The sequence below is a fragment of the Streptomyces sp. 11-1-2 genome, assembly GCF_003595545.1.
In the GTDB taxonomy this organism is placed as follows: Bacteria; Actinomycetota; Actinomycetes; order Streptomycetales; family Streptomycetaceae; genus Streptomyces; species Streptomyces hygroscopicus_B.
Map to the genome: position 1 here is coordinate 1,252,531 of NZ_CP022545.1, position 25,208 is coordinate 1,277,738.

21 protein-coding genes and 1 pseudogene are annotated in these 25,208 nt (G+C 70.6%); 14 read left to right on the top strand and 8 right to left on the bottom strand.

From position 1 onward, the window contains the following. Positions 1 to 100: 100 nt before the first annotated feature. On the bottom strand, positions 101 to 796 hold the full coding sequence (locus tag CGL27_RS05240; RefSeq protein WP_240450361.1) for a hypothetical protein: 696 nt from the start codon (positions 794 to 796) through the stop codon (positions 101 to 103). 215 nt (positions 797 to 1,011) lie between these two features. Between CGL27_RS05240 and CGL27_RS05245 the strand changes: the two genes are divergently transcribed. Together CGL27_RS05245 and CGL27_RS05250 are read left to right on the top strand one after the other, a co-directional pair. Beyond that, the gene (locus CGL27_RS05245) at positions 1,012 to 2,505 is read left to right on the top strand and encodes a PepSY domain-containing protein (protein ID WP_119984934.1); all 1,494 of its coding nucleotides are present in this window, start codon (positions 1,012 to 1,014) and stop codon (positions 2,503 to 2,505) included. Between the two features lie 54 nt (positions 2,506 to 2,559). After that, entirely contained in the window at positions 2,560 to 3,612 is a 1,053-nt protein-coding gene (locus tag CGL27_RS05250; protein ID WP_205587625.1) for an NAD(P)/FAD-dependent oxidoreductase, read from the top strand. A gap of 116 nt (positions 3,613 to 3,728) precedes the next feature. Here the strand turns inward: CGL27_RS05250 and CGL27_RS05255 are convergent, their stop codons facing one another. Next, the gene (locus tag CGL27_RS05255; protein ID WP_119984936.1) at positions 3,729 to 4,655 is read right to left on the bottom strand and encodes a S1 family peptidase; all 927 of its coding nucleotides are present in this window, start codon (positions 4,653 to 4,655) and stop codon (positions 3,729 to 3,731) included. Positions 4,656 to 4,836: 181 nt separating this feature from the next. On the opposite strand from CGL27_RS05255, the gene CGL27_RS05260 reads away from it, so the two are divergent. The 4 genes from CGL27_RS05260 to CGL27_RS05275 all read left to right on the top strand — a co-directional run bounded on the left by CGL27_RS05260 (position 4,837) and on the right by CGL27_RS05275 (position 9,835). After that, entirely contained in the window at positions 4,837 to 7,518 is a 2,682-nt protein-coding gene (locus tag CGL27_RS05260) for a SpoIIE family protein phosphatase (protein WP_119984938.1), read from the top strand. A 141-nt stretch (positions 7,519 to 7,659) separates the two neighbouring features. Continuing rightward, the gene (locus tag CGL27_RS05265) at positions 7,660 to 8,166 is read left to right on the top strand and encodes a methylated-DNA--[protein]-cysteine S-methyltransferase (protein WP_119984940.1); all 507 of its coding nucleotides are present in this window, start codon (positions 7,660 to 7,662) and stop codon (positions 8,164 to 8,166) included. A gap of 123 nt (positions 8,167 to 8,289) precedes the next feature. Then, positions 8,290 to 9,018, top strand: a complete 729-nt coding sequence (locus CGL27_RS05270; RefSeq protein ID WP_119984941.1) for a 2OG-Fe(II) oxygenase — start codon at positions 8,290 to 8,292, stop codon at positions 9,016 to 9,018. A 124-nt stretch (positions 9,019 to 9,142) separates the two neighbouring features. Continuing rightward, entirely contained in the window at positions 9,143 to 9,835 is a 693-nt protein-coding gene (locus CGL27_RS05275; protein ID WP_119984943.1) for an alpha-ketoglutarate-dependent dioxygenase AlkB, read from the top strand. Here CGL27_RS05275 and CGL27_RS49805 read toward each other — a convergent pair. Next, on the bottom strand, positions 9,817 to 10,173 hold the full coding sequence (locus tag CGL27_RS49805) for a cytochrome P450 (RefSeq protein WP_162952880.1): 357 nt from the start codon (positions 10,171 to 10,173) through the stop codon (positions 9,817 to 9,819). The genes CGL27_RS05275 and CGL27_RS49805 overlap by 19 nt on opposite strands. Positions 10,174 to 10,330: 157 nt before the next feature. Beyond that, complete coding sequence (locus tag CGL27_RS05285; RefSeq protein WP_240450362.1) at positions 10,331 to 10,495, bottom strand: hypothetical protein; 165 nt, start codon at positions 10,493 to 10,495, stop codon at positions 10,331 to 10,333. Between the two features lie 193 nt (positions 10,496 to 10,688). On the opposite strand from CGL27_RS05285, the gene CGL27_RS05290 reads away from it, so the two are divergent. Then, the gene (locus tag CGL27_RS05290; RefSeq protein ID WP_119984946.1) at positions 10,689 to 11,651 is read left to right on the top strand and encodes an alcohol dehydrogenase catalytic domain-containing protein; all 963 of its coding nucleotides are present in this window, start codon (positions 10,689 to 10,691) and stop codon (positions 11,649 to 11,651) included. A gap of 58 nt (positions 11,652 to 11,709) precedes the next feature. On the opposite strand, the gene CGL27_RS05295 is transcribed toward CGL27_RS05290, so the two are convergent. Further along, positions 11,710 to 13,371, bottom strand: coding sequence for a hypothetical protein (locus tag CGL27_RS05295; RefSeq protein WP_119984948.1), 1,662 nt, complete (start codon positions 13,369 to 13,371; stop codon positions 11,710 to 11,712). Between the two features lie 35 nt (positions 13,372 to 13,406). Continuing rightward, positions 13,407 to 15,233 carry an NAD(P)/FAD-dependent oxidoreductase gene (locus CGL27_RS05300; protein ID WP_119984950.1) on the bottom strand — a complete coding sequence of 609 codons (1,827 nt, stop codon included), beginning with the start codon at positions 15,231 to 15,233 and terminating at the stop codon, positions 13,407 to 13,409. Between the two features lie 160 nt (positions 15,234 to 15,393). Between CGL27_RS05300 and CGL27_RS05305 the strand changes: the two genes are divergently transcribed. From CGL27_RS05305 to CGL27_RS05325, 5 genes are all read left to right on the top strand, one after another. Then, on the top strand, positions 15,394 to 15,975 hold the full coding sequence (locus tag CGL27_RS05305; protein ID WP_119984952.1) for a TetR/AcrR family transcriptional regulator: 582 nt from the start codon (positions 15,394 to 15,396) through the stop codon (positions 15,973 to 15,975). Between the two features lie 146 nt (positions 15,976 to 16,121). Beyond that, on the top strand, positions 16,122 to 16,850 hold the full coding sequence (locus CGL27_RS05310; protein WP_078638718.1) for a succinate dehydrogenase: 729 nt from the start codon (positions 16,122 to 16,124) through the stop codon (positions 16,848 to 16,850). A gap of 2 nt (positions 16,851 to 16,852) precedes the next feature. Then, positions 16,853 to 18,811, top strand: coding sequence for a fumarate reductase/succinate dehydrogenase flavoprotein subunit (locus tag CGL27_RS05315; protein WP_078638719.1), 1,959 nt, complete (start codon positions 16,853 to 16,855; stop codon positions 18,809 to 18,811). After that, positions 18,808 to 19,554, top strand: coding sequence for a succinate dehydrogenase/fumarate reductase iron-sulfur subunit (locus CGL27_RS05320; protein WP_078638720.1), 747 nt, complete (start codon positions 18,808 to 18,810; stop codon positions 19,552 to 19,554). The genes CGL27_RS05315 and CGL27_RS05320 overlap by 4 nt, the downstream gene beginning before the upstream one ends. 164 nt (positions 19,555 to 19,718) lie before the next feature. Beyond that, on the top strand, positions 19,719 to 20,192 hold the full coding sequence (locus tag CGL27_RS05325; RefSeq protein ID WP_078638721.1) for an SRPBCC domain-containing protein: 474 nt from the start codon (positions 19,719 to 19,721) through the stop codon (positions 20,190 to 20,192). 28 nt (positions 20,193 to 20,220) lie between these two features. On the opposite strand, the gene CGL27_RS05330 is transcribed toward CGL27_RS05325, so the two are convergent. Further along, the gene (locus CGL27_RS05330; protein WP_078638722.1) at positions 20,221 to 20,733 is read right to left on the bottom strand and encodes a MarR family transcriptional regulator; all 513 of its coding nucleotides are present in this window, start codon (positions 20,731 to 20,733) and stop codon (positions 20,221 to 20,223) included. A 151-nt stretch (positions 20,734 to 20,884) separates the two neighbouring features. Here CGL27_RS05330 and CGL27_RS05335 point away from each other — a divergent pair, with 151 nt between their 5' ends. Beyond that, on the top strand, positions 20,885 to 22,078 hold the full coding sequence (locus CGL27_RS05335) for an FAD-dependent monooxygenase (protein ID WP_119994255.1): 1,194 nt from the start codon (positions 20,885 to 20,887) through the stop codon (positions 22,076 to 22,078). A gap of 39 nt (positions 22,079 to 22,117) precedes the next feature. Here CGL27_RS05335 and CGL27_RS05340 read toward each other — a convergent pair. Further along, positions 22,118 to 23,179 (bottom strand): annotated as a pseudogene (locus tag CGL27_RS05340) (pectin esterase); the annotation flags it as partial. 219 nt (positions 23,180 to 23,398) lie between these two features. On the opposite strand from CGL27_RS05340, the gene CGL27_RS05345 reads away from it, so the two are divergent. Next, complete coding sequence (locus tag CGL27_RS05345) at positions 23,399 to 25,129, top strand: glycoside hydrolase 43 family protein (protein WP_240450363.1); 1,731 nt, start codon at positions 23,399 to 23,401, stop codon at positions 25,127 to 25,129. Positions 25,130 to 25,208 lie beyond the last annotated feature (79 nt).

Here is a 25,208-nt window from a genome sequence, read left to right on the forward strand (position 1 = left end):
CCGGCGGTGCCGACGGATGGGGCCGACGCCGGGCAGGCGCCGGTACTCCGCCCGTCAACCGGCACTCACCCCAGGTCGGGGCGGGGGAAGGACGGGCGGTTCAGCGGACGGCGAACCGCCTCGGTGGCCCTCTGCGGAGAATGGCGTGCCGTAGCAGAACTCCGCGCGGCCTGCGGGCGAAGGCCGGTGCGGACGGCCATGCGGGCAGCGGAGTGGCGCCCGCGCCGAGGATGCGCAGGGCGAGGACGAGCGGGACGAACAGCAGGGCCGCGAGCGCGCGGCCGAGGCGGAAGGCCGCGCGCTCGCCGCGCCACAGCCACAGTCCGCAGACCAGCGCGGCGAGCAGGTGGGCCGTGGCCATGCCCGCCCCGCCGGGGCCCGCCCAGGGCCACGGCAGATGGCCCATCGACGGCGCGGCGGAGGACATCGCGTCCGCGCCATGGTGCATATGGCCCATGGCGCCGCCGCTCATCGGGGCGGTGCCCATGTCCCGCATACCGGGCATCCGGTGGCCCATGGCGCTTCCCGCGGCGGGAGCGACGGTCATCTCCGCGAACCGGAACGCCATGTGCAGGCCGAGTTGCGCGACCACCGTCGCACCGGTCACGACCAGCGCTCCGCGCTCGCGCCCGGCGACCCACCACGCGGCGGCCGTCGTCCCGGCGAACGCGGCGGCCACGGCCCACACCGGCAGGGCGTCGCTGGACATCAGCGTGTGCCCGAGCGCGGTCACCACGACGCACACCGCCGCGAACACGGCGGCTCGTGCGAGACGGAAGGGTGGCCCGGCGGACATGGCAGCCATGGTGCCAGCCGTCACCGGTGCGCGTGACGACGGCTCAATCTTCATCACGCCGGTGACAAGCGTGGCGTGTGGGCCGCCCCCGAATGTGTCCATGTGAGCCAGTTCACAGATGATGCCCGGAACTCAGCCGTGCGTGCGGCCGACAACTCAACCGGCGGCCCGATATGCGTCCGCCTCCCGCCGTTGCCCCGAGCCAGGAGTCGTCCATGTCCGCTGAACCGCTCGCCCCGGCCACGGGCGATTCCCCGGATGATGTCGCCGACAGGGAGCCACACTCCCTCGCCGAGGCCGAGTCCGGCGGGTCCGGGTCCGGCGGGTCCGTATGGGCTGGCCTGCGGCCGCTGGTGCTGCGGCTGCACTTCTACGCGGGGGTGCTGGTCGCGCCGTTCCTGCTGGTCGCAACGGTGACCGGACTGCTGTACGCCGGATCGTTCCAGGCCGAGAAGCTGGTCTACGCCCACGAGTTGCGCGTCCCCGTCGGCGACCGTGAACTGCCGATCTCCGCACAGGTGGCAGCCGCGCGCAAGGCCCATCCCGAGGGTGAGATCAGCGCCGTACGGCCCTCCCCCGAGGACGGCGCCACCACCCGGGTGCTGCTCTCCGGCGTCAAGGGCGTCGATCCCGACCACACATTGGCCGTGTTCGTCGACCCGTACACCGGGAAGGTGCGCGGGGCGCTGGAGCAGTACGGCTCCACCGGCGCCCTCCCGCTGCGCACCTGGATCGATGAGTTCCACCGCGATCTGCACCTCGGGCAGACCGGCCGCCTCTACAGCGAACTCGCCGCCAGCTGGCTGTGGGTCATCGCCCTCGGCGGTGTGGTGCTCTGGCTCAGCCGTCGCCGTAAGGAGAGCACGCTGCGGGCGGTCGCGCTGCCCGACCGCGCCGCCACCGGCCGCAAGCGCACCATGTCCTTCCATGGCGCGGTCGGGCTGTGGGTGGCGCTGGGGCTGCTGTTCCTGTCCGCCACCGGCCTGACCTGGTCCACCTACGCGGGGGCCAACGTGGAGGACCTGCGCACCGCCCTCGGCCAGACCACCCCGACCGTGTCGGCCACCGTCGGCGGCGGTGAACACGCCGGACACCACATGGGTTCCGGTTCCATGCCGGGCATGGACATGGGCGGTACGGACGAGGCGGCCGGGCACACCGCCGATGTGGGCCTGGACACCGTGCTGGCGGCCGCCCGCGCCAAGGACCTGGACAACCCCGTCGAGATCGTGGCGCCCGCGGAGCCGGGCAGTGCGTATGTCGTCAGCCAGATCCAGCGGAGCTGGCCCGAGAAGCAGGACTCGGTGGCCGTCGACCCGGCCACGGGCGAGGTGACCGACGTCCAGCGGTTCGCCGACTACCCGGTGCTCGCCAAGCTCACCCGCTGGGGCATCGACCTCCACACCGGAAACCTCTTCGGCCTCGTCAATCAGATCGCCCTGGCCGCTCTCGCGCTCGCGCTGATCCTTCTGATCGTCTGGGGCTATCGCATGTGGTGGCAGCGCGGTCGCGCCTCCGCCCTCGGCCGCCCGATCCCCCGCGGCGCGTGGCGGCGGGTACCGCTGTACGTCCTCGTCCCCCTGGCCGCGGCCACCGCCGTGATCGGCTACTACCTGCCCCTCCTCGGTATCCCACTGGCCGCCTTCCTGGCCGTCGACATCGTCGCGGGCGAGATCGCCCGCCGGCGCCGCGCCGCCTCCGCCGCCTGACCATCGCTTTGCCATCTCGGCAACAAGCTTTGCGCTCACGGTGGGCGAGCTCGCATGGTGGCCGTGGAGGTGGTCGAAGTGACCGATGAGCTGAAGAACACCTATGACGTGGTGGTGATCGGCGGTGGCGCCGCGGGGCTGAGCGGGGCGCTGATGCTGACTCGGGCGCGGCGGTCGGTGGTGGTGATCGACGCGGGCGCCCCGCGCAACGCCCCCGCTTCGGGGGTGCACGGACTGCTGGCCCGGGAAGGGATCGGACCGGCCGAGCTGGTGGAGCGGGGCCGGGCCGAGGTCCGCGGCTATGGCGGTCACGTGGTGTCCGGCGAGGTCGGCATCGTCGCCCGGGAAGAGACCGGGTTCCAGGTGGCCCTGACCGACGGCCGGAGCGTCCGTGCGCGCCGGCTGCTGCTGGCCACCGGGCTGGTCGACGAGTTGCCGGACGTCCCGGGGCTGCGGTCCCGGTGGGGCCGGGATGTGGTGCACTGTCCGTACTGCCACGGCTGGGAGATCCGTGACCAGGCCATCGGCGTCCTGGGGAGCGGGCCGCTGTCGGTGCACCAGGCGCTGCTGTTCCGTCAGTGGAGCGACGATGTCACCTTCTTCTCCCACACCCTGCCGTCGCCGGCCGGCGAGGAGGCGGAGCAGCTGGCCGCTCGTGGCATCCGCGTGGTGGACGGCGAGGTGGCGTCCCTGGAGATCGTCGATGACCGCCTTGTCGGCGTGCGGCTGACCGACGGCAGCGTGGTCAAGCGCGAGGCACTGGCCGTCGCGTCGCGGATGGTGGCGCGCACCGGCCTTCTGTCCGCGCTCGGGCTGCGGGCGGTGGAACATCCGAGTGGTGGCGGTGAGCACATCGCGTCCGACGCGACCGGCCGCACCGAGGTGCCCGGGGTGTGGGCCGCGGGCAATGTCACCGATCTGGCCGCCCAGGTCGGTGGCGCCGCGGCGGCGGGCGCGGCCGCGGCGGCCCAGATCAACGCGGATCTGATCGCCGAGGAGACCCGCCAGGCCGTCGCCGCCCGGGCCCGCGGCGAGGTGCCGTTCTCTCCGGAGATGGAATCGCGGGTCTGCGAAGCGGTGTTGGGTGACCGCCGCCACGGCCTGTGACGGCGGTTTTCACGGGCCACCGGCTACCTCCGTCGCCCGGGCCGGGACCTCTGGCGGGCGGTCCCGGCCCGGCGACGCGCCACAGGGCCGCCGCGGCCGGTAGGCGGTGGCCGGTGTCAGTAGACGGTGAGGCCGTAGGCGCTCAGCACTTCCTGGATCGGCTGGTAGAAGGTGGTGCCACCGGAGGAGCAGTCCCCGGAGCCGCCCGAGAGAATGCCGATGATCTTGTCGCCCGCGTAGAGCGGACCGCCGCTGTCACCTGGTTCGGCGCAGATATTGGTTTGGATCAGGCCGGAGACGACGTCACCGCCGCCGTAGTTGACGGTCGCGTTGAGCGCGGTGACCTGACCGCACCGGACACCGGTCGTGGCCCCCCGGCGGCAGACCTGCTGGCCGACGTAGGCGGTGGCGGTCCCGGTGACGTCGACCGTTCCCACGGTCCCGGGGTGCGGAACCGCCGTGTTGGTGTACCGGACGACGCCGTAGTCATTACCCGGGAAGCTGGTGCCGGTCGTCGGGCCGACCGGGGTGGTCGCACCGGAGTCGGCGTACCAGGTGGGGCTGCCATCGGTGCAGTGGCCGGCCGTGATGAAGTAATACGTGGCGCCACTCTGCACATTGACCCCCGCGGAACAGCGGATCCCCATGGAGGAGTAGATCCCGTCGCCACCCGAGAGAAGGGTCCGCAGCGGACCCTCCAGCCGCTCGACGGTGACGGCGCCGCGGAATCGCTCGGCGGTGCGGTCGAGCCTGGCCAGGTCGGCTCCCCGGACCGTGGAGCCGACGAGAACACGCAGCGTTCCGGTGCGCTCGTCCACGGTCCAGGCGGTGTCCGGGACATCCAGGGATTCCACGGCCGAGGCGGCAGCGGACACGGACGGCGTCGAGACAGACGTGGACGGGGATGGGGGCGTGGACGGGGCGGTGGACGCGGAGGAAGCGGCCGCACTCGTGCCGACTGTCGCGAGGGCTGCCGTGGCGAACAGACCGGACATCGCGGCGATCAGCCGACCACGTCTCCTGGTACGGCCTGCTGTTCTCACCCGAACCTCCTTGAAAAGGCCGTCAGTTGGTCCAGCCGCCTCATTGTGCCCGCGTACGGGCGGACGCGTAACCCACCTTCCCGGGGCGTCGAAAACCGGCCTTGATCAGCACATTGATCGATCAAAACGATGCCGCACTCTGCTTCTCGCCTACGACGAGAAGGATGTTATAAATGCCGATATGAGCCGATATGCTCGTGCGACCCGGAGTCGGCTGGGGCCCCGGTCGAAGGTGCGGAGCGTCGCCGGGCAGGCGTTCATCCTGCAGCTTCTGCTGACCCTGGTTCTCGTGGCCGCCGCAGTGGTGGCCGTCGCGGCGGATGCCCATAAACACAGCGCACTCGACGCTCGCCGACGCTCCCTCGCGGTGGCCGAGACATTCGCGCACTCCCCCGGAATAGCCCGGGCCATCAGCAACGACAAGCCGACGGCGCAGCTGGAGTCCCATGCGGAGGCGGCGCGGAAGGGCTCCGGCGTCGACAGCGTGGTGGTGTTCAACACTCATGGCATCCGCCTCACCCACCCCGAGACGCCCTTGATCGGCAAGCGGATCGTCGGACCGGCCGGGCTGGTGCGGGACGAGCTGAGCGGAAAGACGATCACGGAGACCTTCCGGGCCAGCCAGGGCCCGTCCGTCGTCTCGGCGGTCCCCGTCACCAAGGCCGACGGGGCCTTCATCGGCGGCGTGTCGGTCGGGGTCAGGGTCCAGAGCGTGAACAGCGCGGTGGACCACCGGCTGCCGCTGCTGCTCGGCAGTGGCGCCGGGGCGCTGGCCCTGGCCACGGGCGGGACGGCGCTGCTGAGCGGGCGGGTGCGGCGGCAGACCCACGGCCTGGGCACCGCGGAAATGGGGCGGATGTACGAACACCATGACGCGGTGTTGCACTCGGTCCGCGAAGGGGTGCTGGTCCTGGCGGAGGACGGGCGGCTGCTGCTGGTCAATGACGAGGCCCGGGGGCTGCTCCGGCTGGCTCCGGACGCGGAGGAGCGGCATATCGGCGAGCTCGGCCTGGAACCGCACCTGGCAGAGCTGCTGACGTCGGGACGGCGCGTCACGGACGAGGTGCACCCCTGCGGGGACCGGCTACTGGTGGTCAATATGCGGTCCACGGACCGTGCGGGCGATCCCGCCGGAAGCGTGGTGACGCTGAGGGACACCACCGCACTGCGGGTGCTGTCCGGCCGGGCCGAGGAGGCCCGTGAGCGGCTGAAGCTGCTGTCCGACGCCGGGGTGCGGATCAGCTCCTCCCTGGAGCTGACGGGTACCGCCGAGCAGCTGGTGGACGTGGCCGTCCCCCGGTTCGCCGACATCGTCACCGTCGAGCTGCTGGAACCCGTCCTGCGCGGCGAAGAGCCCGAGCCGCCGTACGAGCCCCTGGCACCGCATCGGACCGCCGTCGGCGGGGTTCCCCCCGAAGCCCCCGTCTTCCGCGTGGGCGAGCGGGTCGTCTACGCATCCGCCACACCGCAGAGCCGGGCCGTGCAGGCCGGAGCCGCCGTCCTCCAGGCCGATCTGACCGGCACCGCCGAGTGGTCGGCCGGAGACGGTGCCGAGGCCCGGCACCTCCTCGATCGCGGGGTCCACTCGCTGATCACCGTCCCCCTGCGGTTCCGCGGCGTCACCCTCGGCCTGGCCAGCTTCTGGCGGACCCGGCGCGCCGAGCCGTTCGACGAAGCGGATCTGGCGATCGCCGGGGAGCTGGCCGTGCGCACCGCCGTGTGCGTCGACAACGCCCGCCGCTATGCCCGCGAACACGCCATGGTCGCCGCCCTGCAGCGCACCCTCCTGCCCAGCGGTCTGCCCGATCAGGACGCCGTGGAGGTGGCGTCCCGCTATCTGCCCGCGCAGGGCGCGGTGGGCGGAAGCTGGTTCGATGTGATCCCCCTTTCCGGCGCCCGGGTCGCGCTGGTCGTCGGGAAGGTGCCCGGGCAGGGTGTGCACGCCGCGGCCACCATGGGCCGTCTGCGCACCGCGGTGCAGAACTTCTCGGCCCTGGACGTGTCCCCGGACGAGCTCATCTCGCATCTGGACGAGCTGGTCACCCGTCTCGACCTGGAGCATGACGCCGACTCGCAGGGCAGCCGGACCACCGGCGCCGGGTGCCTGTACGCGATCTACGACTCGGTGTCGGGCCGTTGCACCCTGGCCCGGGCCGGCGATCCGGGCATCGTTCTGACCCGCCCGGACGGTTCTGTGGACATCCCCGCGATGCCCGCCTCCCCGCCCCTGGGCCGGGGTGGAGAGCCCTTCGAGGCGGTCAGCCTCTCGCTGCCCGCCGCGAGCCGCCTGGTGCTGTACACCAACGGTCTCCTCCAAGGCCACGGCCGAACCGCCGGCCCCGGCCTGGACCTGCTGCGCCACACCCTCAAGGCCGAGCCGGACCTCGGCCCGGACGAGACCTGCCGCAGCCTGTTCCACACCGTGCTTCCGGACCGTCCGAGCGACGATGTCGCACTGCTGGTGGCCCGCACGCGCCTGCTCGACCCGGAGGACGTGGCCGAGTGGGATGTGCCGTTCGACCCGGCGGCGGTCGCCCCGGCCCGCGCCACCTGCGCCCGGACACTACGGGCGTGGGGCCTGGAGGACGCCGTGTGCACCGTCGAGCTGGTCATCAGTGAACTGATCACCAATGCCCTGCGGTACGGCACACCTCCCGTGCGCATACGGCTGCTGCGCGACCGCGACCTGATCTGCGAGGTCTCCGACGGCAGCAGCACCTCGCCTCATCTGCGGCGGGCCGCGACCACCGACGTGGGCGGGCGCGGGCTGTTCCTCGTCGCCCAGTTCGCCCAGCGCTGGGGTACCCGCTACACCCCGTACGGCAAGGTCATCTGGGCCGAGACGGCCCTGGACGGCCACTGACGCCGAAGAGCCGCGCGCCGCGCGCCCGGTGCCCGGCACCGGAAACACCATGTCCGAATCCCGCCAGCTTTCCGCTGCCTGAAGACTCATGCTGGGAGCAGCGCACGACAGAACAGCGAGAAGAAGAGAGGGACCACAGCCATGACGGTCCACACGACGATCGACAGCCCGCTCGGCGAGCTGCTGCTGGTGGGCGAGAGGTCCGCCACCGCGCCCGGGGGCACCGCGCTGGTTTCCCTGTCCGTGCCCGGCCAGAAGGGCGGGGCCGTCGTCCAGGACGGCTGGAACGAGGATGCCGAGGCATTCACCGAGATCATCTCCCAGCTACGCGCGTACTTCGACGGCGAGCGCATCCGGTTCGACATCCAGTGCGTCGAGGGCGGTACGGACTTCCAGCGCAGGGTGTGGCAGGCGCTGGAGACCATTCCGTACGGCACGACGGTGAGCTACGGCGACATCGCCCGGCAGATCGGCGCCCCGCGCACGGCGGTTCGCTCCGTCGGCACCGCGATCGGCCGCAATCCGCTGCTGGTCGTACGGCCTTGCCACCGTGTCATCGGCGCCACCGGCGCGCTGACCGGCTACGCGGGCGGGCTGGAGCGCAAGCAGCGACTCCTCGTCCACGAAGGCGCCCTCCAGAACGCCTGAGCGCGGGCCTCGCACCCACTGGGCCTCGCACCCACCGGGCCTCGCGCCCACCGGTCGGGGCCCGCACCGCATCCTTCCCGGATCCCGGAGAACACCGATGAGCACGATCCCGGAGAAACACCGATGAGCACCACGACCGACACCGCACGCCTCCACCAGCGCGTGGCCGCGGCCGACTGGCCAGAGCTGGCCGAAGAGCTGGACACCCACGGGTGCGCGCTCACTCCACGGCTGCTGACCCCTGCCCAGTGCGCCCGTATCGCCGGGCTCTATGAGCGGGAGGAGCGGTTCAGGAGCACGATCGACATGGCCCGCCACCGCTTCGGCTCCGGTCAGTACCGCTACTTCACCCATGACCTGCCCGAGCCGGTCGCCGAGCTGCGCGCCGCGCTCTACCCGCGGCTGCTGACCATCGCCCGTGACTGGGCGGAGCGGCTCGGCCGCCCGGCGCCCTGGCCGGACAGCCTGGAGAAGTGGCTGGCCATGTGCCATGAGGCCGGACAGGACCGCTCCGCGCAGATCCTGCTGCGATACGGCCCCGGCGACTGGAACGCCCTGCACCGAGACGTGTTCGGCGACATGCTCTTTCCGCTTCAGGTGGTGATCGGGCTGGACGCGTACGGCACGGACTACACGGGCGGGGAGTTCCTGCTGGTCGAGCAGCGGCCTCGCGCCCAGTCCCGGGGCACCACGGCCGTACTCCAGCAGGGCCACGGGCTGATCTTCACCACCCGTGACCGCCCCGTGGCCACCAAGCGCGGCTGGTCGGCCGGTGTCATGCGGCACGGGGTCAGCACGGTGCGCTCCGGGCGCCGCCACGCACTTGGCCTGGTCTTCCACGACGCGGCCTGACGCGGCGGCCGGAACACCGCCGCCGCCGACATCGCGGCCGGACCCACCGCCTCACGTCGCGGCCCGAGACCACCGCCCCCACATCGCGGCCCGACATCGCCAACCCGCCCGCGGAGAACGCCGTATGAACGCCCTGATCCCCCGCCCACGCCTCGAGGTGGCCCCCGGCGCCGTCCACGTGCCGGGCTGGCTCACCCTCGAACAGCAGCGGGAGCTGGTCATCGCCTGCCGGGGCTGGGCCACCGGCCCGGTCCCGATCCGGCACACGAAGCTGCCGCGCGGGGGCGTCATGTCGGTGCGGACGGTGTGCATCGGGTGGCACTGGCAGCCCTATGCGTACACCCGCACCGCCGACGATGTGAACTGCGCCCGGGTCGCCGAATTCCCGCACTGGATGGTCGAGTTGGGCCGTCGCGCCCTGGCCGACGCATACGACGACGAGACGGCCGGTGAGGGGTACACCCCCGACACCGCGCTCATCAACTTCTACGACGCCCAGGCGAAACTCGGCATGCACCAGGACAAGGACGAGAGGTCATCCGCCCCGGTGGTCTCGCTCACCATCGGCGACAGCTGCGTCTTCCGCTTCGGCAACACCGAGACCCGTACCAAGCCGTACACCGATCTCGAACTCGGCTCCGGGGATCTGTTCGTCTTCGGAGGCCCCTCCCGCTACGCCTACCATGCCGTCCCCAAGATCCTGCCCGGAACCGGCGACCCGGCCACCGGACTGAGGTCCGGACGGCTGAACATCACCATGCGGGTCACCGGCCTGGCCGATCCGACGTCGTCCAGCGATCACCCCTCTGGCCGCTGAGCCTCGAACTCGACGGGGAGCGCGGTCAGCGAGCGGATGAACGGGTTCTTGCTGTGGCTGATCTCAGAGGCGGGAACGCTCAACCGCAGGCCGGGGAACCGCCGGACCAGGCTCTCCAGGGCGATCTGCCCCTCCACCCTGGCCAGTGGCGCACCGATGCAGCAGTGGATGCCGTGGCCGAACTGGAGATGCATGCCGGAATCCCTCGTCAGGTCCAGCCGCTCGCCGTCGGTGAAGTGGGCCGGGTCGGAGTGTGCGGCGTCCATGTCCAGAAGCACCTGGTCGCCGGCGCGGATCTGTACGGGGCCGATCTCCACGTCCTCGTTGGCGAAGCGCACGACGAGGAGATGCCCGGCCCGGCGTGCCGGAGCAGTTCCTCCAGGCCGCGCCCGGCCAGTTCGGGGTCCTTGCGCAGCAGCTCCAGCTGGTCCGGCCGGGACAGCAGGGAGAAGACCGCGTTGCTGATGAAGCTGCCGGTCAGCTCGTATCCGGCGATCAGCATCGTCCGGGCCGTGGCGACCACTTCGCGCGGTCGTCGCCCACCGGCTTGTCGCTGAAGTCATAGGCCGTCTTGGCTTCGGTGAAGAGAAGTTTCCGCCCCTCGGGGGAAAGTGCGTACAGGGCCTGATCGATATCGGGGGCCAGGGTGCTGTCCGACATGGCCGTTCCACTCCTTGCTCACGGTATGGCAAGTCGCGTCCTCAGCGTACGCGTAGGTGGTGTGCGGCGGCTGAGACTTGGTCAGGTGCGCCGGTGACGTGGTCTACCGCCGCGCGGATCATGTGTGGCACGCTCTTGGCATGATGCTGGCGGCGCGTCTTTCCGGAAAGCAGGCGATCCCTTGAGGGCCGCCGTGCTGACGGAGCCCGGTGTGCTGTCCGTGGTGTCCGTGCCGGAGCCGTCCTGCGGCCCCGGGGACGTGCTGATCCGGATGCGGGGCACGGGGCTGTGCGGCTCCGATCTCGCGGTGCACGCGGGACACCGGCGGCCACCGCGTCTGCCCTGGATCCTGGGCCACGAGGGGACGGGGCGGATCGTCGAGCTGGGCAGTGCGGTCAGCGGTCTGCGCACCGGCCAGGACGTGGTCATCGAACCGGACTACTGCTGTCTGGCGTGCGCCCCCTGCCGGGCCGGGCGGACGTCGGCCTGCGCCGGCCGGGCCGCTGTGGGACTGACCGTTCCCGGTCTGCTGAGTGACTACGTCGTCGCGCCGGCCGCGTTCGTCTGGCCGGTCGCCCCGCGGCTGTCGCTCGAGGACCTGGTCTGTGTGGAACCGGCGACCGTGGCACGGGCGGCGATGCGGCGCTCGGGCATCGCGCCGGGGCAGAGCTGCCTGGTGATCGGGGCCGGTTCCCAGGGTCTGCTGCTGTGTCAGGCGCTGGTCGACCACGGTGTGACGGTGTTCGTCCAGGAGCCCAACGAGGCCCGGCTCGACCGCGCGTGTTCGCTGGGCGCGACGCCCCTGCCACCGGACACGGACGGGCTCCCCTGTCTCTTCGAGACCTCCGGCGCCCCCGGAGTCATCGAGCAGGGGCTGCGGCGGCTCACCAAACCCGGCACCGCGGTTCTGATCGGGATGAACACCTCTCCTCTCGGGGTTTCGCCCCGCGATCTGGTGGCGGGGCAGATCACCCTCATCGGCAGCATGATCTACGACCATCCGGTGGACTTCGCACAGACCGTCAGCGCCCTGGAGTCGCGGACACCACCCCGGCTCGGGGCGGTGGTCAGCGACGGCTATGCCCTGGAGGACGTCCAGGAGGCGTTCACCGCGGCGTACACCGCGGCGGGAAAGGTGTGGGTCGACCTCTCCTGAGGTGTGGGTCGACCTCACCTGAGCGACGGCTCCGGCGCAGCCGCTCAGGCGGCGAACCTCATTCGGCCGGCTCGATCAGACGCAGCACACTCCCCTCCCCATTGGCCGATACGAGGAGGGCCCCGTCCGGGGCGACGGCGAGTCCGGCGAACTGACGCGGGCGGCCGGGGACTCCGGGGATCGGCTCGGGTTCGGTGCGCGTGATCCCGAGCGGCAGGCCGACCGCCAGGTTCTCGGCCTCGATCCTGCTCTCACCCGTGTCCGGCGAGATCGCCCGCAGCCGCCGTTGCGCGACCTCCACCGTGAACAGCTCGTCACCGCGCACGGCCAGGCCCTGCGGTGCGCCGAGCCCGTCCGCGACGACCACCGCCGCGCCGTCCTCCAGCCGGAGCACCGCGCCGCGCCGGTCGTCGCTGACGTAGCAGCGCCGTTCGCCGTCGAAGGCGACGTCCAGGGGGTGGTCGAGTCCCTCGGCGAGCACGCTCACCGTGTCGGTGTCGTCGATGCGCAGGATGCGGCCCGCACCGGTCTCGGCGACCACGAGGGAGCCGTCCGGTGCGACGGCGATTCCGGTGGGCTGGTCCAGCCCGGTGGCCCGTACCCGCGTGGTCTTCCTGACGGGGTCGTGGGTGCGTACATCGCCGAGCTGAGAGGTGAGGTGCAGCAGGCCGTCGTCGGCGGTGACGTTGTGCACGGCGTATATCAGCTCGTGGGTGACGACACCGGGCTCGCCTCCGTCCTCACCGGCGCCGGGACCGGAGCCGGGACGGAAGTCGGGACCGAGACCAGGACCGGAGCCGGAGACGTCCGGGCTCGCCAGGCGGAAGTGGTCGGCCGCGTACACCGTGCCACCGAGGTCGACCGTGATGCCGAACGGCCCGTCGAACCCCTGGGGGACCACCACCCGCGTCCTGCCGTCCGTGTGCACCTCCGCGATCCCGCCACTGGCGAAGCTGGAGACGAACATCCGGTTCTCGTGGTCGAACGCGGCGTTGTCCAGCCCCACGATGCCGCTTGCCACGACCGCCCGGGCCCCGGTGTTCAGATCGATCCGGGTCACCAGACCGGCCATGCCACGGGACAGCACGACGAGCACGCCGCCCCGGTCGAACCGCACCGCGACGGGGTCGTCCACCTCCTCGGCGACCAGTTCGGGCACCCCGCCGTCGGGCGGGATCCGCCAGACCTGGTTGCGCATCATCTGAGGGTAGTACAGGCAGCCGTCGGGGCCGAGTTGCATGGCGTTGCCCAGGGCCAGCCCGTCGGTCAGCACCGCCGGGTCGCCGCCGCCGGGGAACAGCTCCATCAGCCGGCCGTTCATCTTCATCTCGTTGACGAAGAGGCGGTCGCCGACGCAGGTGATGCCGTTGGGCACCGACACCTGGTCGGAGACCAGGGTGTACGCGCCCTCCGAGCTGCGCCGCCATACCCGGCCGGGGGTCAGATCGGCGATGTACATCGAGCCGTCCGCCCCGAAGGCCAGGTCGTCCGGCGCCTCCACCGGGCCGTCGAGCGGCACCACCACCTCGACATCGCCCGAGGCGGGGTCCACGGCGCTGATCTGCCCGGCGAGGAACTGCGCCACGTACAGCCGCCCGTCGGGGCCGAACGTGACGCCGTTGGATCCCCACAGCCGGTTCGCCCTGGTGAGTCGACGCACCTCCATACGGTCGCTCGTGGCCCGGCCGCGGCCGGTGTCGTCGAACCGGCTGGGGTGCATCGTCGCTCCTTGGGAGTGGGTGATATCCATCGGTGTCAGTCCACCAGCACGTCGTTCATGCCGCCGTCCGCGCGCCAGCGCCTGAGCAGCTCATGGAAGGCGATCGGCCCGTCGCCGAAGGACTCGCTGCGCTCCCTGGGCATGCCCTCGTTGTTGTAGTAGCCGGGGGTGCACTCGGCCTGGAAGGCGTACAGGTCCGCCGCCTTCTCACGGATGGTGGCGCGCCAGGCCGCCTCGGCCTCGGCGGTCGGCTCGACATACCGGGCCCGGCGCTTGCGCGCCTCGGCGAGCACCTCGGCGACATGGATCGCCTGCTCATCGAGGATGTGCACATAGTTGACGGCGCTGGCGTTCTGCAGCGGGCCGAGCTGGAAGAGGTTGGGGAAGCCGTGGCTGTAGAAGCCGTGGAGTGTCTTCGGGCCGTCGCGCCAGGCTTCGGTCAGGGTGACACCGCCCCGGCCGTGCACCGGCAGGAGTCCGGAGGTGACGCCGGAGACGCCGACCTCGAAGCCGGTGGCGAAGATGACGCAGTCGACCTCGTACTCGACCCCGTCGACCACGACGGCGTTCTCGGTGATGCGCTCGACGCCCCCGTGGTCGGCCGTGTCCACGAGTGTGACGTTGGCCCGGTTGAAGGTGTCCAGATAGGTGTCGCTGAACGTGGGGCGCTTGCACATGTAGCGGTACCAGGGCTTGAGCGCCTCGGCCGTCGCCGTGTTCTCGACGATGGAGTCCACGCGGTCGCGGATCCCGTTCATCTTCTGGAAGTCCGCGATTTCGTAGAGGCGTTCGCGCTCCTGGGATGGCAGGCCCGCGTAGCTGTCGGTCGGGATGAGTTTCTGCTGCAGCCGCGCGGTGCTCGTCCAGCCGTCGTCCACCAGGTCCTCGGCCGCCTGGCCGCCGGTGACGACGGCGAGGAAGTTGTCCCTGCGGCGCCGCTGCCAGCCGGGCGTCAGCGATGCGGCCCACCCCGGATCGGTGGGGCGGTTGCCACGCACATCGACCGAGGAGGGCGTGCGCTGGAACACATACAGGTGCTCGGCGTCCCGTCCCAGATGTGGCACGACCTGGATGGCGGTGGCGCCGGTGCCGATGAGGGCCACGCGCTTGTCGGCGAGCCCGTGCAGTCCGCCGCTCGCGTCGCCGCCGGTGTAGTCGTAGTCCCAGCGGCTGGTGTGGAACGTATGCCCCTTGAAGGTCTCGATCCCGGGGATGCCGGGGAGTTTCGCCCGGCTGAGTGTTCCGCTGGAGATCACCACATGGCGGGCCCGGATGCGGTCGTCCCGGTCGGTGTGGACGGTCCACTCCAACTCGGTGTCGTCCCAGCGGAGTTCTGTCACCTGGGTCCGGAAGCGGACATCGCGGTAGAGGTCGAAGTGGCGCCCGATCGCCCGCGCGTGCTGTCTGATCTCCTCGCCCGGCGCGTAGCGCCACCGCGGTACGTAGCCGATCTCCTCGAGCAGGGGCAGATAGACATAGGACTCGATGTCGCACTGGACACCCGGATAGCGGTTCCAGTACCAGGTGCCGCCGAAGTCCCCGCCCTGTTCGATCATGCGGATCTCCCGCACACCGGCCTGCCGCAGCCGCGCACCGGCGAGCAGTCCGCCGAATCCGCCCCCGATGATCAGCACCTCGACCCGGTCGTGCAGTGGCTCCCGGGTGAATTCCGGTTCCACGTACGGGTCCTGGGCGTAGGAGTCGAAGTCGCCGGCGATGCGCCGGTACTGCTTCCTGCCGTCGGGGCGGATGCGGCGGTCACGCTCGGCCCGGTACTTCGCTCGCAGGGCGTCCGGGTCGAATCCCAGCTCCTCGGCGTCCATGGACGTGGTGGCGGTGGGCGGATGGTGGGGGGTGGACATAGGGGGTCCTCGTGCCTCTGTCGTCGGAAGGTCTGCGGGGCTCGGGCACTGCCCGGGGTCCGTTGATCGGCGGCGCGGGCTCAGCCTCACAGAAAACGTTCTCATTGCGCAAGATTTCCCAGTGGGCAAGAATCGGCCTTCTCGCGTATGCTCCTCGGCGATGACTACCGGCCTGCGCGAGCGCAAGAAGGCGGCGACCCGCCAGTCGCTGCACGATGCCGCCGTGCGCCTCGCCGCCGAGCACGGCGTCGAGCACCTCACGGTGGAGGCCATCGCCGATGCCGCCACCGTCTCCCGGCGCACCTTCTCCAACTACTTCGCCAGCAAGGAACAGGCGCTGCTGCATCACGACAGTGCGCGTACGGTCCGGCTGGTCGAGCTGATCCGGGCCCGCCCGGCGGGGGAATCCCTGATGACGGCGGTCATCCACGCCGCCGAGCAGCACTCCACCGAGTTCGCCGCCGACCCGGCGCAGGAGGAGCACTACCGGACCCTGCGCCTGCATCCGGCGCTGCTCCCGGAGCTGGTCGCCACCTACGCCACCGCCGAGCGCGATCTCGCCGAGGCCGCCGAAGAGCGCCTCCCCGCCGGACCGGACACCCCGCTGCGGGCCCAGGTCCTCGCCGCGACCCTGCTCGCCGCCTTCCGCGTCGTCGGGCAGACGGCTCTCGAACGCCGTGAGCGCGATGTCGTGGACCTGCTCCGGCAGGCCATCGGCATCACCCGCGAGGGCTTCCGCTGACCGTTTTCACCCGGCCGGGAGACGGCCAGGGGGACGGCCGGGCCAAGCGTGGCCGGATCTGAGCGGCCCTCGATAGACGCTGACTATCGAGATGATCAGAATCATATCTTGGCCCTTTCGACCCGCCGGGTTCTACCGTCGTGTCCATGGCATTGACAACGCGGCCGGAGCAGCGTCCGACGCGGGCGGAGCGACGGCCGTCCATGGCGCTCACATTCTGGCAATCGACCCTCGGCAAGAAGATCGTCATGGGCGTGACCGGTCTGATCATGATCGGCTACCTCTGTGCCCACCTGCTCGGAAACATGAAGATCTTCTTCGGTCCCGGGGAGTTCAACGGCTACGGACACTGGCTGCGTGTCATGGGGGCGCCCGTCCTGCACCATGAATGGGGCCTGTGGATCGCCCGTATCGTCCTCGTCGCCGCGGTGATCCTGCACGGTGTGTCCGCCTACCAGCTGAGCAGGCGCGACATCAAGGCCCGCCCGCAGAGCTACGTCCATGCCAAGCCACGGATGAGCTATGCCACCCGGACCATGCGCTGGGGCGGGGTGATCCTGGCCCTGTTCATCGTGTGGCACATCCTGGACCTCACCACCGGCACCACGCACAGCGGCGGATTCCAAGAGGGCCATCCGTACCAGAACGTGGTGGACACCTTCTCCACCTGGTACGGGAACGTCATCTACATCGTGGCGATGCTGGCCATGGGCATGCACGTCCAGCACGGCTTCTGGAGCGCCGCGCAGACCCTGGGCGCGGGCAGCCGCACCCGTGACCGTGCCCTCAAGGCCACTGCCAATGGGCTGGCGATCGTCCTCACCGCCGGGTTCATCTCGATACCCGTCGGTGTCATGACCGGAGTGGTGAGCTGACCATGACCTCGTACAGCGAATACACCGAGTACACCGTCGGCGAGCCGATCGAGGACGAGCTGGCCCCCTCCGGGCCGGTCAGCGAGCGCTGGGACACCCGCCGCTTCCAGGCCAAGCTGGTCAACCCCGCCAACCGCCGCAAGCACACCATCATCGTGGTGGGCACCGGCCTGGCCGGTGGCGCCGCCGGCGCCACCCTGGCCGAGCAGGGCTACCACGTGGTGCAGTTCTGCTACCAGGACTCGCCGCGCCGGGCCCACTCCATCGCCGCCCAGGGCGGGATCAACGCGGCGAAGAACTACCGCAATGACGGCGACTCGATCCACCGGCTGTTCTACGACACCGTCAAGGGCGGCGACTTCCGCGCCCGCGAGTCCAATGTCCACCGCCTGGCGCAGATCTCGGTGGAGATCATCGACCAGTGCGTGGCCCAGGGCGTGCCCTTCGCCCGGGAGTACGGCGGTCTGCTGGACACCCGCTCGTTCGGCGGTGTGCAGGTCTCCCGCACCTTCTACGCCCGCGGTCAGACGGGCCAGCAGTTGCTGCTCGGCGCCTATCAGGCGCTGTCCCGCCAGATCGCGGCGGGCAATGTGGAGATGCACGCCCGCACCGAGATGCTGGACCTGATCGTGGTCGACGGGCGGGCGCGTGGCATCGTCGCCCGCGATCTGGTGACCGGCAAGATCTCCACGTACTTCGCCGACGCGGTGGTGCTGGCCAGCGGCGGCTACGGCAACGTCTTCTATCTGTCGACGAACGCCATGAACTCCAACGCGACCGCCATCTGGCGGGCGCACCGGCGCGGCGCGTACTTCGCCAACCCCTGCTTCACCCAGATCCACCCGACCTGCATTCCGCGCTCCGGGGACCACCAGTCCAAGCTGACCCTGATGAGCGAGTCGCTGCGCAACGACGGCCGGATCTGGGTGCCCAAGGCGAAGGGCGACACCCGTCCCGCGGCCGAGATCCCCGAGGACGAGCGCGACTACTACCTGGAGCGGATCTATCCGTCGTTCGGCAATCTGGTGCCGCGCGACATCGCCTCCCGCGCCGCGAAGAACGTCTGTGACGAGGGCCGCGGCGTCGGACCCGGCGGCCAGGGCGTGTATCTGGACTTCGCCGACGCCATCGCCCGGATGGGCCGCAAGGCGGTCGAGGAGAAGTACGGCAACCTCTTCGACATGTACGAGCGGATCACGGCGGAGAACCCGTACGAGGTCCCGATGCGCATCTACCCCGCGATCCACTACACGATGGGCGGGCTGTGGGTCGACTACGACCTGCAGACCACCGTGCCGGGGCTGTTCGCGATCGGCGAGGCCAACTTCTCCGACCACGGTGCCAACCGGCTCGGCGCCTCCGCGCTGATGCAGGGCCTGGCCGACGGCTACTTCGTCCTGCCGTCGACGATCAACGACTATCTGGCCCGCCACCCGCACAAGGAAGAGGTCGACGCCGGGCACCCCGCGGCCGTGGAGGCGGTGCGGGAGACCGAGGACCGGCTGGCCAAGCTGCTGGCCGTCGACGGCGACCGCACCCCCGACTCCTTCCACCGCGAGATCGGCGAGCTGGTGTGGGAGTTCTGCGGCATGGCCCGCACCGACGAGGGGCTGCGCAAGGCGCTGGACCGCATCCCGCAGATCCGCGAGGAGTTCTGGCGGCGGATCAAGGTGCCGGGCACCGGCGAGGAGTTCAACCAGTCGCTGGAGAAGGCCAACCGGGTCGTGGACTATCTGGAGCTGGCCGAGCTGATGTGCCTGGACGCCCTGCACCGGGCCGAGTCCTGCGGTGGCCACTTCCGCGAGGAGTCCCAGACCCCCGACGGCGAGGCCGCCCGTAGGGACGAGGAGTTCACCTACGCCGCGGCCTGGGAGTTCACCGACACCGGCGCCGCCCCCGTGCTCCACAAGGAGCACCTGACCTTCGAGTACGTCCACCCCACTCAGCGGAGCTACGCATGAAGCTCACCCTGCGCGTCTGGCGCCAGAAGAACGCCGACACCCCCGGTGCCATGGCCACTTACCAGCTCGACGGCGTCTCCCAGGACATGTCCTTCCTGGAGATGCTCGACATCCTCAACGAGGAACTCATCGTCAAGGGTGAGGAGCCGGTGGCCTTCGACCACGACTGCCGTGAGGGCATCTGCGGTGCGTGCAGCCTGGTGATCAACGGTGACGCCCACGGTCCCGAGCGCACCACCACCTGCCAGCTCCATATGCGGTCCTTCCAGGACGGCGACACCATCGACATCGAGCCGTGGCGTGCCTCCGCCTTCCCGGTCATCAAGGACCTGGTGGTGGACCGCTCCGCCTTCGACCGGGTGATCCAGGCCGGTGGCTTCATCACCGCCCCGACCGGGGCCGCGCCGGAGGCACACGCGACCGCGGTGCCCAAGGCGGACGCGGACTTCGCGTTCGAGCACGCCGAGTGCATCGGGTGCGGCGCCTGCGTGGCGGCCTGTCCCAACGGTGCGGCGATGCTGTTCACCTCGGCCAAGGTCAACCACCTCAATGTGCTGCCCCAGGGCTCTCCCGAGCGGGAGACCCGGGTGCTGGACATGGTGTCCCAGATGGACGCCGAGGGCTTCGGCGGCTGCACCCTCACCGGTGAGTGCGCCACCGCCTGCCCCAAGGGCATCCCCCTGTTCTCCATCACCGCGATGAACAAGGAGTGGCTGCGGGCGACCCGCAAGGTCAAGCGCTGACCCGCACTCCCCCGAAAACGGCACCCCTCGACAGCGCTCCGTGGATGGGGTGTCCCGGCGGCGGAGGTCTTTCCGGACGCTAGACCTCCGCCGCCGCCCAACCCAGCGGCCGGGCACCGGGCCACCGGCTTATGTGCCCGCCACCCGGCCGCTAGGTTGGGCGCATGTATGCCACGCGAGTCTCCCGACGCATGAACGCTCCGCGCTCGGCCGTCTACCGGGCGCTCCTCGACGCGAGCGCCGTCGCGGCCTGGCGGGTGCCCGACGGCATGACCTGCCGGGTGCATGAGTTCGACCCCCACGAAGGCGGGACCTTCCGCATCTCGCTCATCTACGACGACCCGGCGAGCACCGGCAAGTCGGGCGGCCATACGGACACTTACCACGGCCGCTTCAGCCGGCTGGTGCCGGACGAGCAGGTGGTCGAGGTGTCCGAGTTCGAGACCACGGATCCCGCCCTGCGCACCACGATGACGATCACGACCACGCTCACCGACGCGGAGGGCGGCGGCACGGACGTCCACATCCTGCACGAGGGGCTCCCCGACGCCGTACCGGCCGCCGACAACGAGCTGGGCACCCGTATGAGCCTGGACAAGCTGGCCGACCTCGTCGAGACGGGCCGGGCGTCCGGGTAGGAGGACCTCCGGCCGGGCGCGTGTCCGCTTATGCGGGCCGATCGTCGTCGAGGGAGTCCAGATGGGCGGTGAGGTCGTCGACGAAGCGCGCCAGAAGCCGGCCGAAGACCTCGCGGTCGTGCGGACTCCAGCCCGCGAGGGCGTCGCCGAACCATCCGAGGACGGTCCGCATATAGCGGTCGGTCGCCGCCGCTCCCTCGGCGGTCGGCTCGATGAGCCGAGCGCGCTGATCGTCCGGATCGGTGACCCGGTGGACCAGTCCGCGCCGCGCCAGCTCGTTCACCTGCCGGGTCACATGGGGCCCGACGACCTGCATCCGTGCGGCGATCTCCCCCACGCGCAGTGGACCGCCCGCCACATGCAGGGAGATCAGCACCGACATCGCGGGCCGGTCCACGGATACACCGGCGGCCTCCATGGCGCGTTCGGTCAGGCGGCCCCGGTTCACGGCACCGCTGAGCTGCGTCAGACGGGGCAGCATGGCCAGCAGGTCGTGTTCACCGTCGCCGCCCTGCCCGGCCTCCGGTTCCTCGGCGGTCATGCCCGCCCTCCACATCTACCTAAGTTAGGTATATAGTCATCCCATCGGCCCCGCATCCAGGGCCCTTTCACGCCACTAAAAAGGATACCTGAGTTAGGTATACGCCAGGCCCTCCCCGCAGGAGGGCCGGAGAGGAGTGCCCATGAGCGGCATGAACACCGCGCCGAAGCGCACGGTCCTGGTCTCCGGGGCCAGCATCGCCGGCCCCGCGCTGGCCTACTGGCTCCACCGGTACGGTTTCGCGGTCACACTCGTCGAGAAGGCGGCCGCACTACGCGGTGGCGGCTACCCCATCGACATCCGCGGCACCGCGGTCGAGGTCGTCCGGCGCATGGGGGTGCTCCCCCGGCTCCAGGACGCCCACGTCGCCATCCGCCGGATCTCCTTCGTCGACGTGGAAGGCCGTCCGATAGCCGCCCTCCGGCCCGAAGCCATCTCCGGCGGCGAGGAAGGCCACGACCTCGAAATCCCTCGCGGAGAGCTGGCCGAGATCCTCTACGGGGCGATCCGCGACGACGCCGAACTCCTCTTCAACGACTCCATCGCCACCCTCCACGACCACGACGGCGGGGTGGACGTGACCTTCCGCGGCGGCGCCCGGCGCACCTTCGACCTGGTCATCGGCGCCGACGGCATCCACTCGCGCACCAGGGGCCTGGCCTTCGGCCCCGAGGAGCCCTACCACCGCTATCTCGGCCACAGCTTCGCCGGATTCACCATGCCCAACCACCTCGGGCTCGCCCACGAGGGTCTCACCTGGAACGTGCCGGGCAGGACCGCCGTCCTCTACGCACCCCGCGACGGCGACCGGGTGCACGCCTTCCTCAGCTTCCTGCGCCCCGACCCGCCCCTCGACGCCTTCCGCGACCCCGCCGCCCAGCGCGACCTCGTGGCCGGGACGTTCGCCGGATACGCCTGGGAGATCCCGCGCATGGTCGCCGCCATGCGCGACAGCGACGACCTCTTCTTCGACGTGGTCAGCCAGATCCATATGCCACGGTGGTCCACCGGCCGGGTCGCCCTGGTCGGCGACGCCGCCTACGCGCCGTCGTTCTTCTCCGGCCAGGGCTCGAGCCTGGCGCTGGTCGGCGCGTACGTCCTCGCCGGCGAGCTGGCCACGGGCCCCGACCACGCCGACGCCTACGAGAGGTACGAGCGCACCGTGCGGTCGTTCGTGGAGATGAACCAGGCACTCGCCACCGAAGGGAGCGCGAGTGTGTCCCCCCGCACTCCCGAGGATCTGGCACGGCGCAACGAGGCGCTGCGCGACCCGTCCCCCGTGCTCAACAGCACGGGCCGGAAGGCGCACTCGGCGCTGGCTCTCCCCGGCTACGACGCAGCGTAAGGGCAGGTCACGCCGATATCGGCGCCAGCCGGGTCAGCCGGTGGTGCCGATGGCCCGGGTGGGGCCCGAGCCGGAGGTCACGATGGACGGCACCCGGTCGGCGGGGTCGAGGGAGTAGGAGTAATACGCCTTCGGGTCGAACGCGGTGCCGCCGCTCTCGTTGCGGCCGGTGGTGTTGACGAAGACATTGCCGCGCTGAATCAGGGTGGCGGTGGCGTCCTTGATGACGGGGTTCTCGAAGCCCTGGAAGTAGCTGTTCTCCAGCACCATCTTGGTGTTCCCCCGGGCGTAGTTGCCGTAGGAGGAGTTGATGTCCGTCCCGGGGTCGTCCTGCAGGTAGTTGTTGTAGAGATGCGCATGGGCGATGTTGTCGGCGGACGGGTTGCGCTGCTCACTCTCGCGGAACCAGTTGTGGTGGATCGTGATGTCGGCCGTGGTGTTCTCCGTCCAGCCGATCCCGAAGCTCTTGTTGTTCTGCTGCAGCCGGTTCCAGGACACCGTGAGGTAGGTGGTGTCCTTACGGCTGTCGATCAGCCCGTCGGCCATATGCCGCAGTTCGTTGTGATCGATCCACACATGGTGGGCACCGTCCATCTGGATGGCGTCCCAGTCGTGCTCCTTGTCGTTCCAGGTGCCCTCGTAGGAATCACGGATCGTCAGGTTCCTGATGATGACGTTGTGCACGCCCTGGCCCAGGAAGAAGCCGCCACCGACGATCTGACCCGAGGTGCCCGAGCCCACGATGGTCTTGTCGGAGGCGACCTTGATCTCCTTGCCCTTGGGATCCATCGTGATCGCCGCGGCCACGACGATGACGTACGGCTCGGCCGCCGTCGCGTACTTCTCGAGATCGGCGAGGGTGCGCACGGTGACCGTACGGCCGTCCCGGCCCCCGTACGTACCGTTCTGCCCCAGCGCGCTGACGGATGCGAACCCGTCGGCGACATCGGCGCTCCAGGACGCGGCGGCCGGTCCGCGCGCGCCCTCGGCGAATGCCCCCGCCCCCGGCAGAGCGACCGCGCCCGCCAGCATCAGGGCCCCGACGACCACTGCCGGCCCACGACGCCTGCCGCGCCCCACCACCCGACGTTCGGCTTCCATGGCCCACCACTCCCACTGCTCGACGACATCTGCCGTGCGACTGTCGCCACCGCGCGGCAGGAGGTTGCCGGGTCCGCCGATTGTCCGGTGGCGGATTCTCGCCGGTCTTGCCCGGGCCATGGCGCGCTGACAGACTCCGGCGGAAGACGGAAAGCGCTTACCAACGGACGCACCACCCAACCGACGGACGCACCCCCATGAGTCGCCCCGGAGGGAACAGTGAGCGAACACGGTCGCAGGCAGGTATTACGGACCGGCCTCGGCGCGGTCGCCGGATCGACGGTGCTCGGCGGAGTCGGCGCCACCACCCCGGCCTCGGCGACGCCACGGCCAGGCGGGCCGATCGAGGCAGGTGGCGCGGTGACGGCAAGTGAACCGGCCTCGGCCCGGACACATCTGCCATGGGTGGCCGACCTGGGGGACGGCCGCTATCAGAACCCGGTGCTCAACGCCGACTGGTCCGACCCCGATGTGATCCGGGTGGGCCCGTACTTCTATCTGGTCGCCTCCACCTTCAACCGCGTTCCCGGACTGCCCGTGCTGCGGTCGGTCGACCTGGTCAACTGGAGCGTCATCGGTCATGCCCTGACCGAGCTGGAGCCAAAGGACCACTTCAGCGAGCCGAGGCACGGCGAAGGGGTGTGGGCTCCGGCCCTGCGCCATCACGACGGCAGGTTCTGGATCTTCTATCCCGACCCCGACTTCGGCATCTTCATGGTGACCGCCACCGATCCGCGAGGGCCATGGAGCGCACCGCGTCCGGTCAAACCGGGCAAGGGGCTGATCGACCCGTGTCCGCTGTGGGACGACGACGGGCAGGCGTATCTGGTCCACGCGTGGGCGAAGAGCCGCAGCGGCATCAACAACCGGCTCACGCTGCACCGTATGAGCCCGGACGGGACCGAGCTGCTCGACGCGGGCCGGATCGTGATCAACGGCGATGACCTCCCCGGCTACACCACGCTGGAGGGCCCGAAACTCTACAAGCGGGACGGCTGGTACTGGATCTTCGCACCCGCCGGAGGCGTCACCAACGGCTGGCAGTCGGCGTTCCGCTCCCGCTCCATCTGGGGCCCGTACGAGGACCGCATCGTCCTCGCCCAGGGCGACAGCCCCGTCAACGGGCCGCATCAGGGAGCGTGGGTGACCACGGAGAGCGGTGAGGACTGGTTCCTGCACTTCCAGGACCGCGATGCCTACGGACGGGTGGTGCACCTCCAGCCGATGCGGTGGCGCACCGATGGCTGGCCGGTGATGGGCACCGACGACGGCAGTGGCCGGGGTACGCCGGTGCTGGTGCACACCAAGCCCCGGGTGAACGGCCGGACGGAGGTCACCGCGCCGGCCAGTAGCGACGAGTTCACCGGGGCGGAGCTGGGCGGGCAGTGGATGTGGCAGGCGAACGCCGACCCGGCGTGGTGGTCGCTGCGCCGCTCCCCGGGCCGGCTCGCCCTGGTCTGCCAACCGAGCCCGGTCGCCGGTGACTTACGGCTGCTGCCCCATGTGCTGACCCAGCGGTTGCCCGCCGAATCGTTCACCGCGACGACCTCGATGAGCCTGTCGGCCATGACGGAGGGGTCCCGGGCCGGGCTGGTGGTCCTGGGTGAGACCTACGCCTGGGTGGGCCTGCGTCACGACGGCGACCGGATCGTCCTCGTATGTCGCACCGCGGCCCAGGACGCCGCCGAGGTGGACGCCGTCACGCCGGTGCCGTTGCGGAGGGGGCGCTCTGCCGTACGGCTCCGGGTGACTGTGCGGCCGGGGGCGGTGTGCCAGTTCGCGGCCGAGGTGGACGGGCGGGGGTTCACACCGCTCGGGGAGCCGTTCCCGGCGACCGCGGGCAAGTGGATCGGGGCGACCGTGGGACTCTTCGCCACCGGTCCGGCGACCGGCGGCAGGGGCGGTGTGGCGGAGTTCGACTGGTTCCGGGTGGGACCGTTTTCCTCGTAGCCGGCCGGGGACGGGCCTTCGGGACCAGTCCCCGCCGGTTCGTGATGCCCTGTCGGCGGAAGGGGCACCCAGGAGGGCG

What these genes read in the sequence shown, in the direction of transcription:
- CGL27_RS05240 (WP_240450361.1), bottom strand. Translation starts at nt 796, where the DNA reads ATGTCCGCCGGGCCACCCTTCCGTCTCGCACGAGCCGCCGTGTTCGCG.
- CGL27_RS05245 (WP_119984934.1), top strand. Translation starts at nt 1,012, where the DNA reads ATGTCCGCTGAACCGCTCGCCCCGGCCACGGGCGATTCCCCGGATGAT.
- CGL27_RS05250 (WP_205587625.1), top strand. Translation starts at nt 2,560, where the DNA reads ATGGTGGCCGTGGAGGTGGTCGAAGTGACCGATGAGCTGAAGAACACC.
- CGL27_RS05260 (WP_119984938.1), top strand. Translation starts at nt 4,837, where the DNA reads ATGAGCCGATATGCTCGTGCGACCCGGAGTCGGCTGGGGCCCCGGTCG.
- CGL27_RS05265 (WP_119984940.1), top strand. Translation starts at nt 7,660, where the DNA reads ATGACGGTCCACACGACGATCGACAGCCCGCTCGGCGAGCTGCTGCTG.
- CGL27_RS05270 (WP_119984941.1), top strand. Translation starts at nt 8,290, where the DNA reads ATGAGCACCACGACCGACACCGCACGCCTCCACCAGCGCGTGGCCGCG.
- CGL27_RS05275 (WP_119984943.1), top strand. Translation starts at nt 9,143, where the DNA reads ATGAACGCCCTGATCCCCCGCCCACGCCTCGAGGTGGCCCCCGGCGCC.
- CGL27_RS05285 (WP_240450362.1), bottom strand. Translation starts at nt 10,495, where the DNA reads ATGTCGGACAGCACCCTGGCCCCCGATATCGATCAGGCCCTGTACGCA.
- CGL27_RS05295 (WP_119984948.1), bottom strand. Translation starts at nt 13,371, where the DNA reads ATGCACCCCAGCCGGTTCGACGACACCGGCCGCGGCCGGGCCACGAGC.
- CGL27_RS05300 (WP_119984950.1), bottom strand. Translation starts at nt 15,233, where the DNA reads ATGTCCACCCCCCACCATCCGCCCACCGCCACCACGTCCATGGACGCC.
- CGL27_RS05305 (WP_119984952.1), top strand. Translation starts at nt 15,394, where the DNA reads ATGACTACCGGCCTGCGCGAGCGCAAGAAGGCGGCGACCCGCCAGTCG.
- CGL27_RS05310 (WP_078638718.1), top strand. Translation starts at nt 16,122, where the DNA reads ATGGCATTGACAACGCGGCCGGAGCAGCGTCCGACGCGGGCGGAGCGA.
- CGL27_RS05315 (WP_078638719.1), top strand. Translation starts at nt 16,853, where the DNA reads ATGACCTCGTACAGCGAATACACCGAGTACACCGTCGGCGAGCCGATC.
- CGL27_RS05320 (WP_078638720.1), top strand. Translation starts at nt 18,808, where the DNA reads ATGAAGCTCACCCTGCGCGTCTGGCGCCAGAAGAACGCCGACACCCCC.
- CGL27_RS05325 (WP_078638721.1), top strand. Translation starts at nt 19,719, where the DNA reads ATGTATGCCACGCGAGTCTCCCGACGCATGAACGCTCCGCGCTCGGCC.
- CGL27_RS05330 (WP_078638722.1), bottom strand. Translation starts at nt 20,733, where the DNA reads ATGACCGCCGAGGAACCGGAGGCCGGGCAGGGCGGCGACGGTGAACAC.
- CGL27_RS05335 (WP_119994255.1), top strand. Translation starts at nt 20,885, where the DNA reads ATGAACACCGCGCCGAAGCGCACGGTCCTGGTCTCCGGGGCCAGCATC.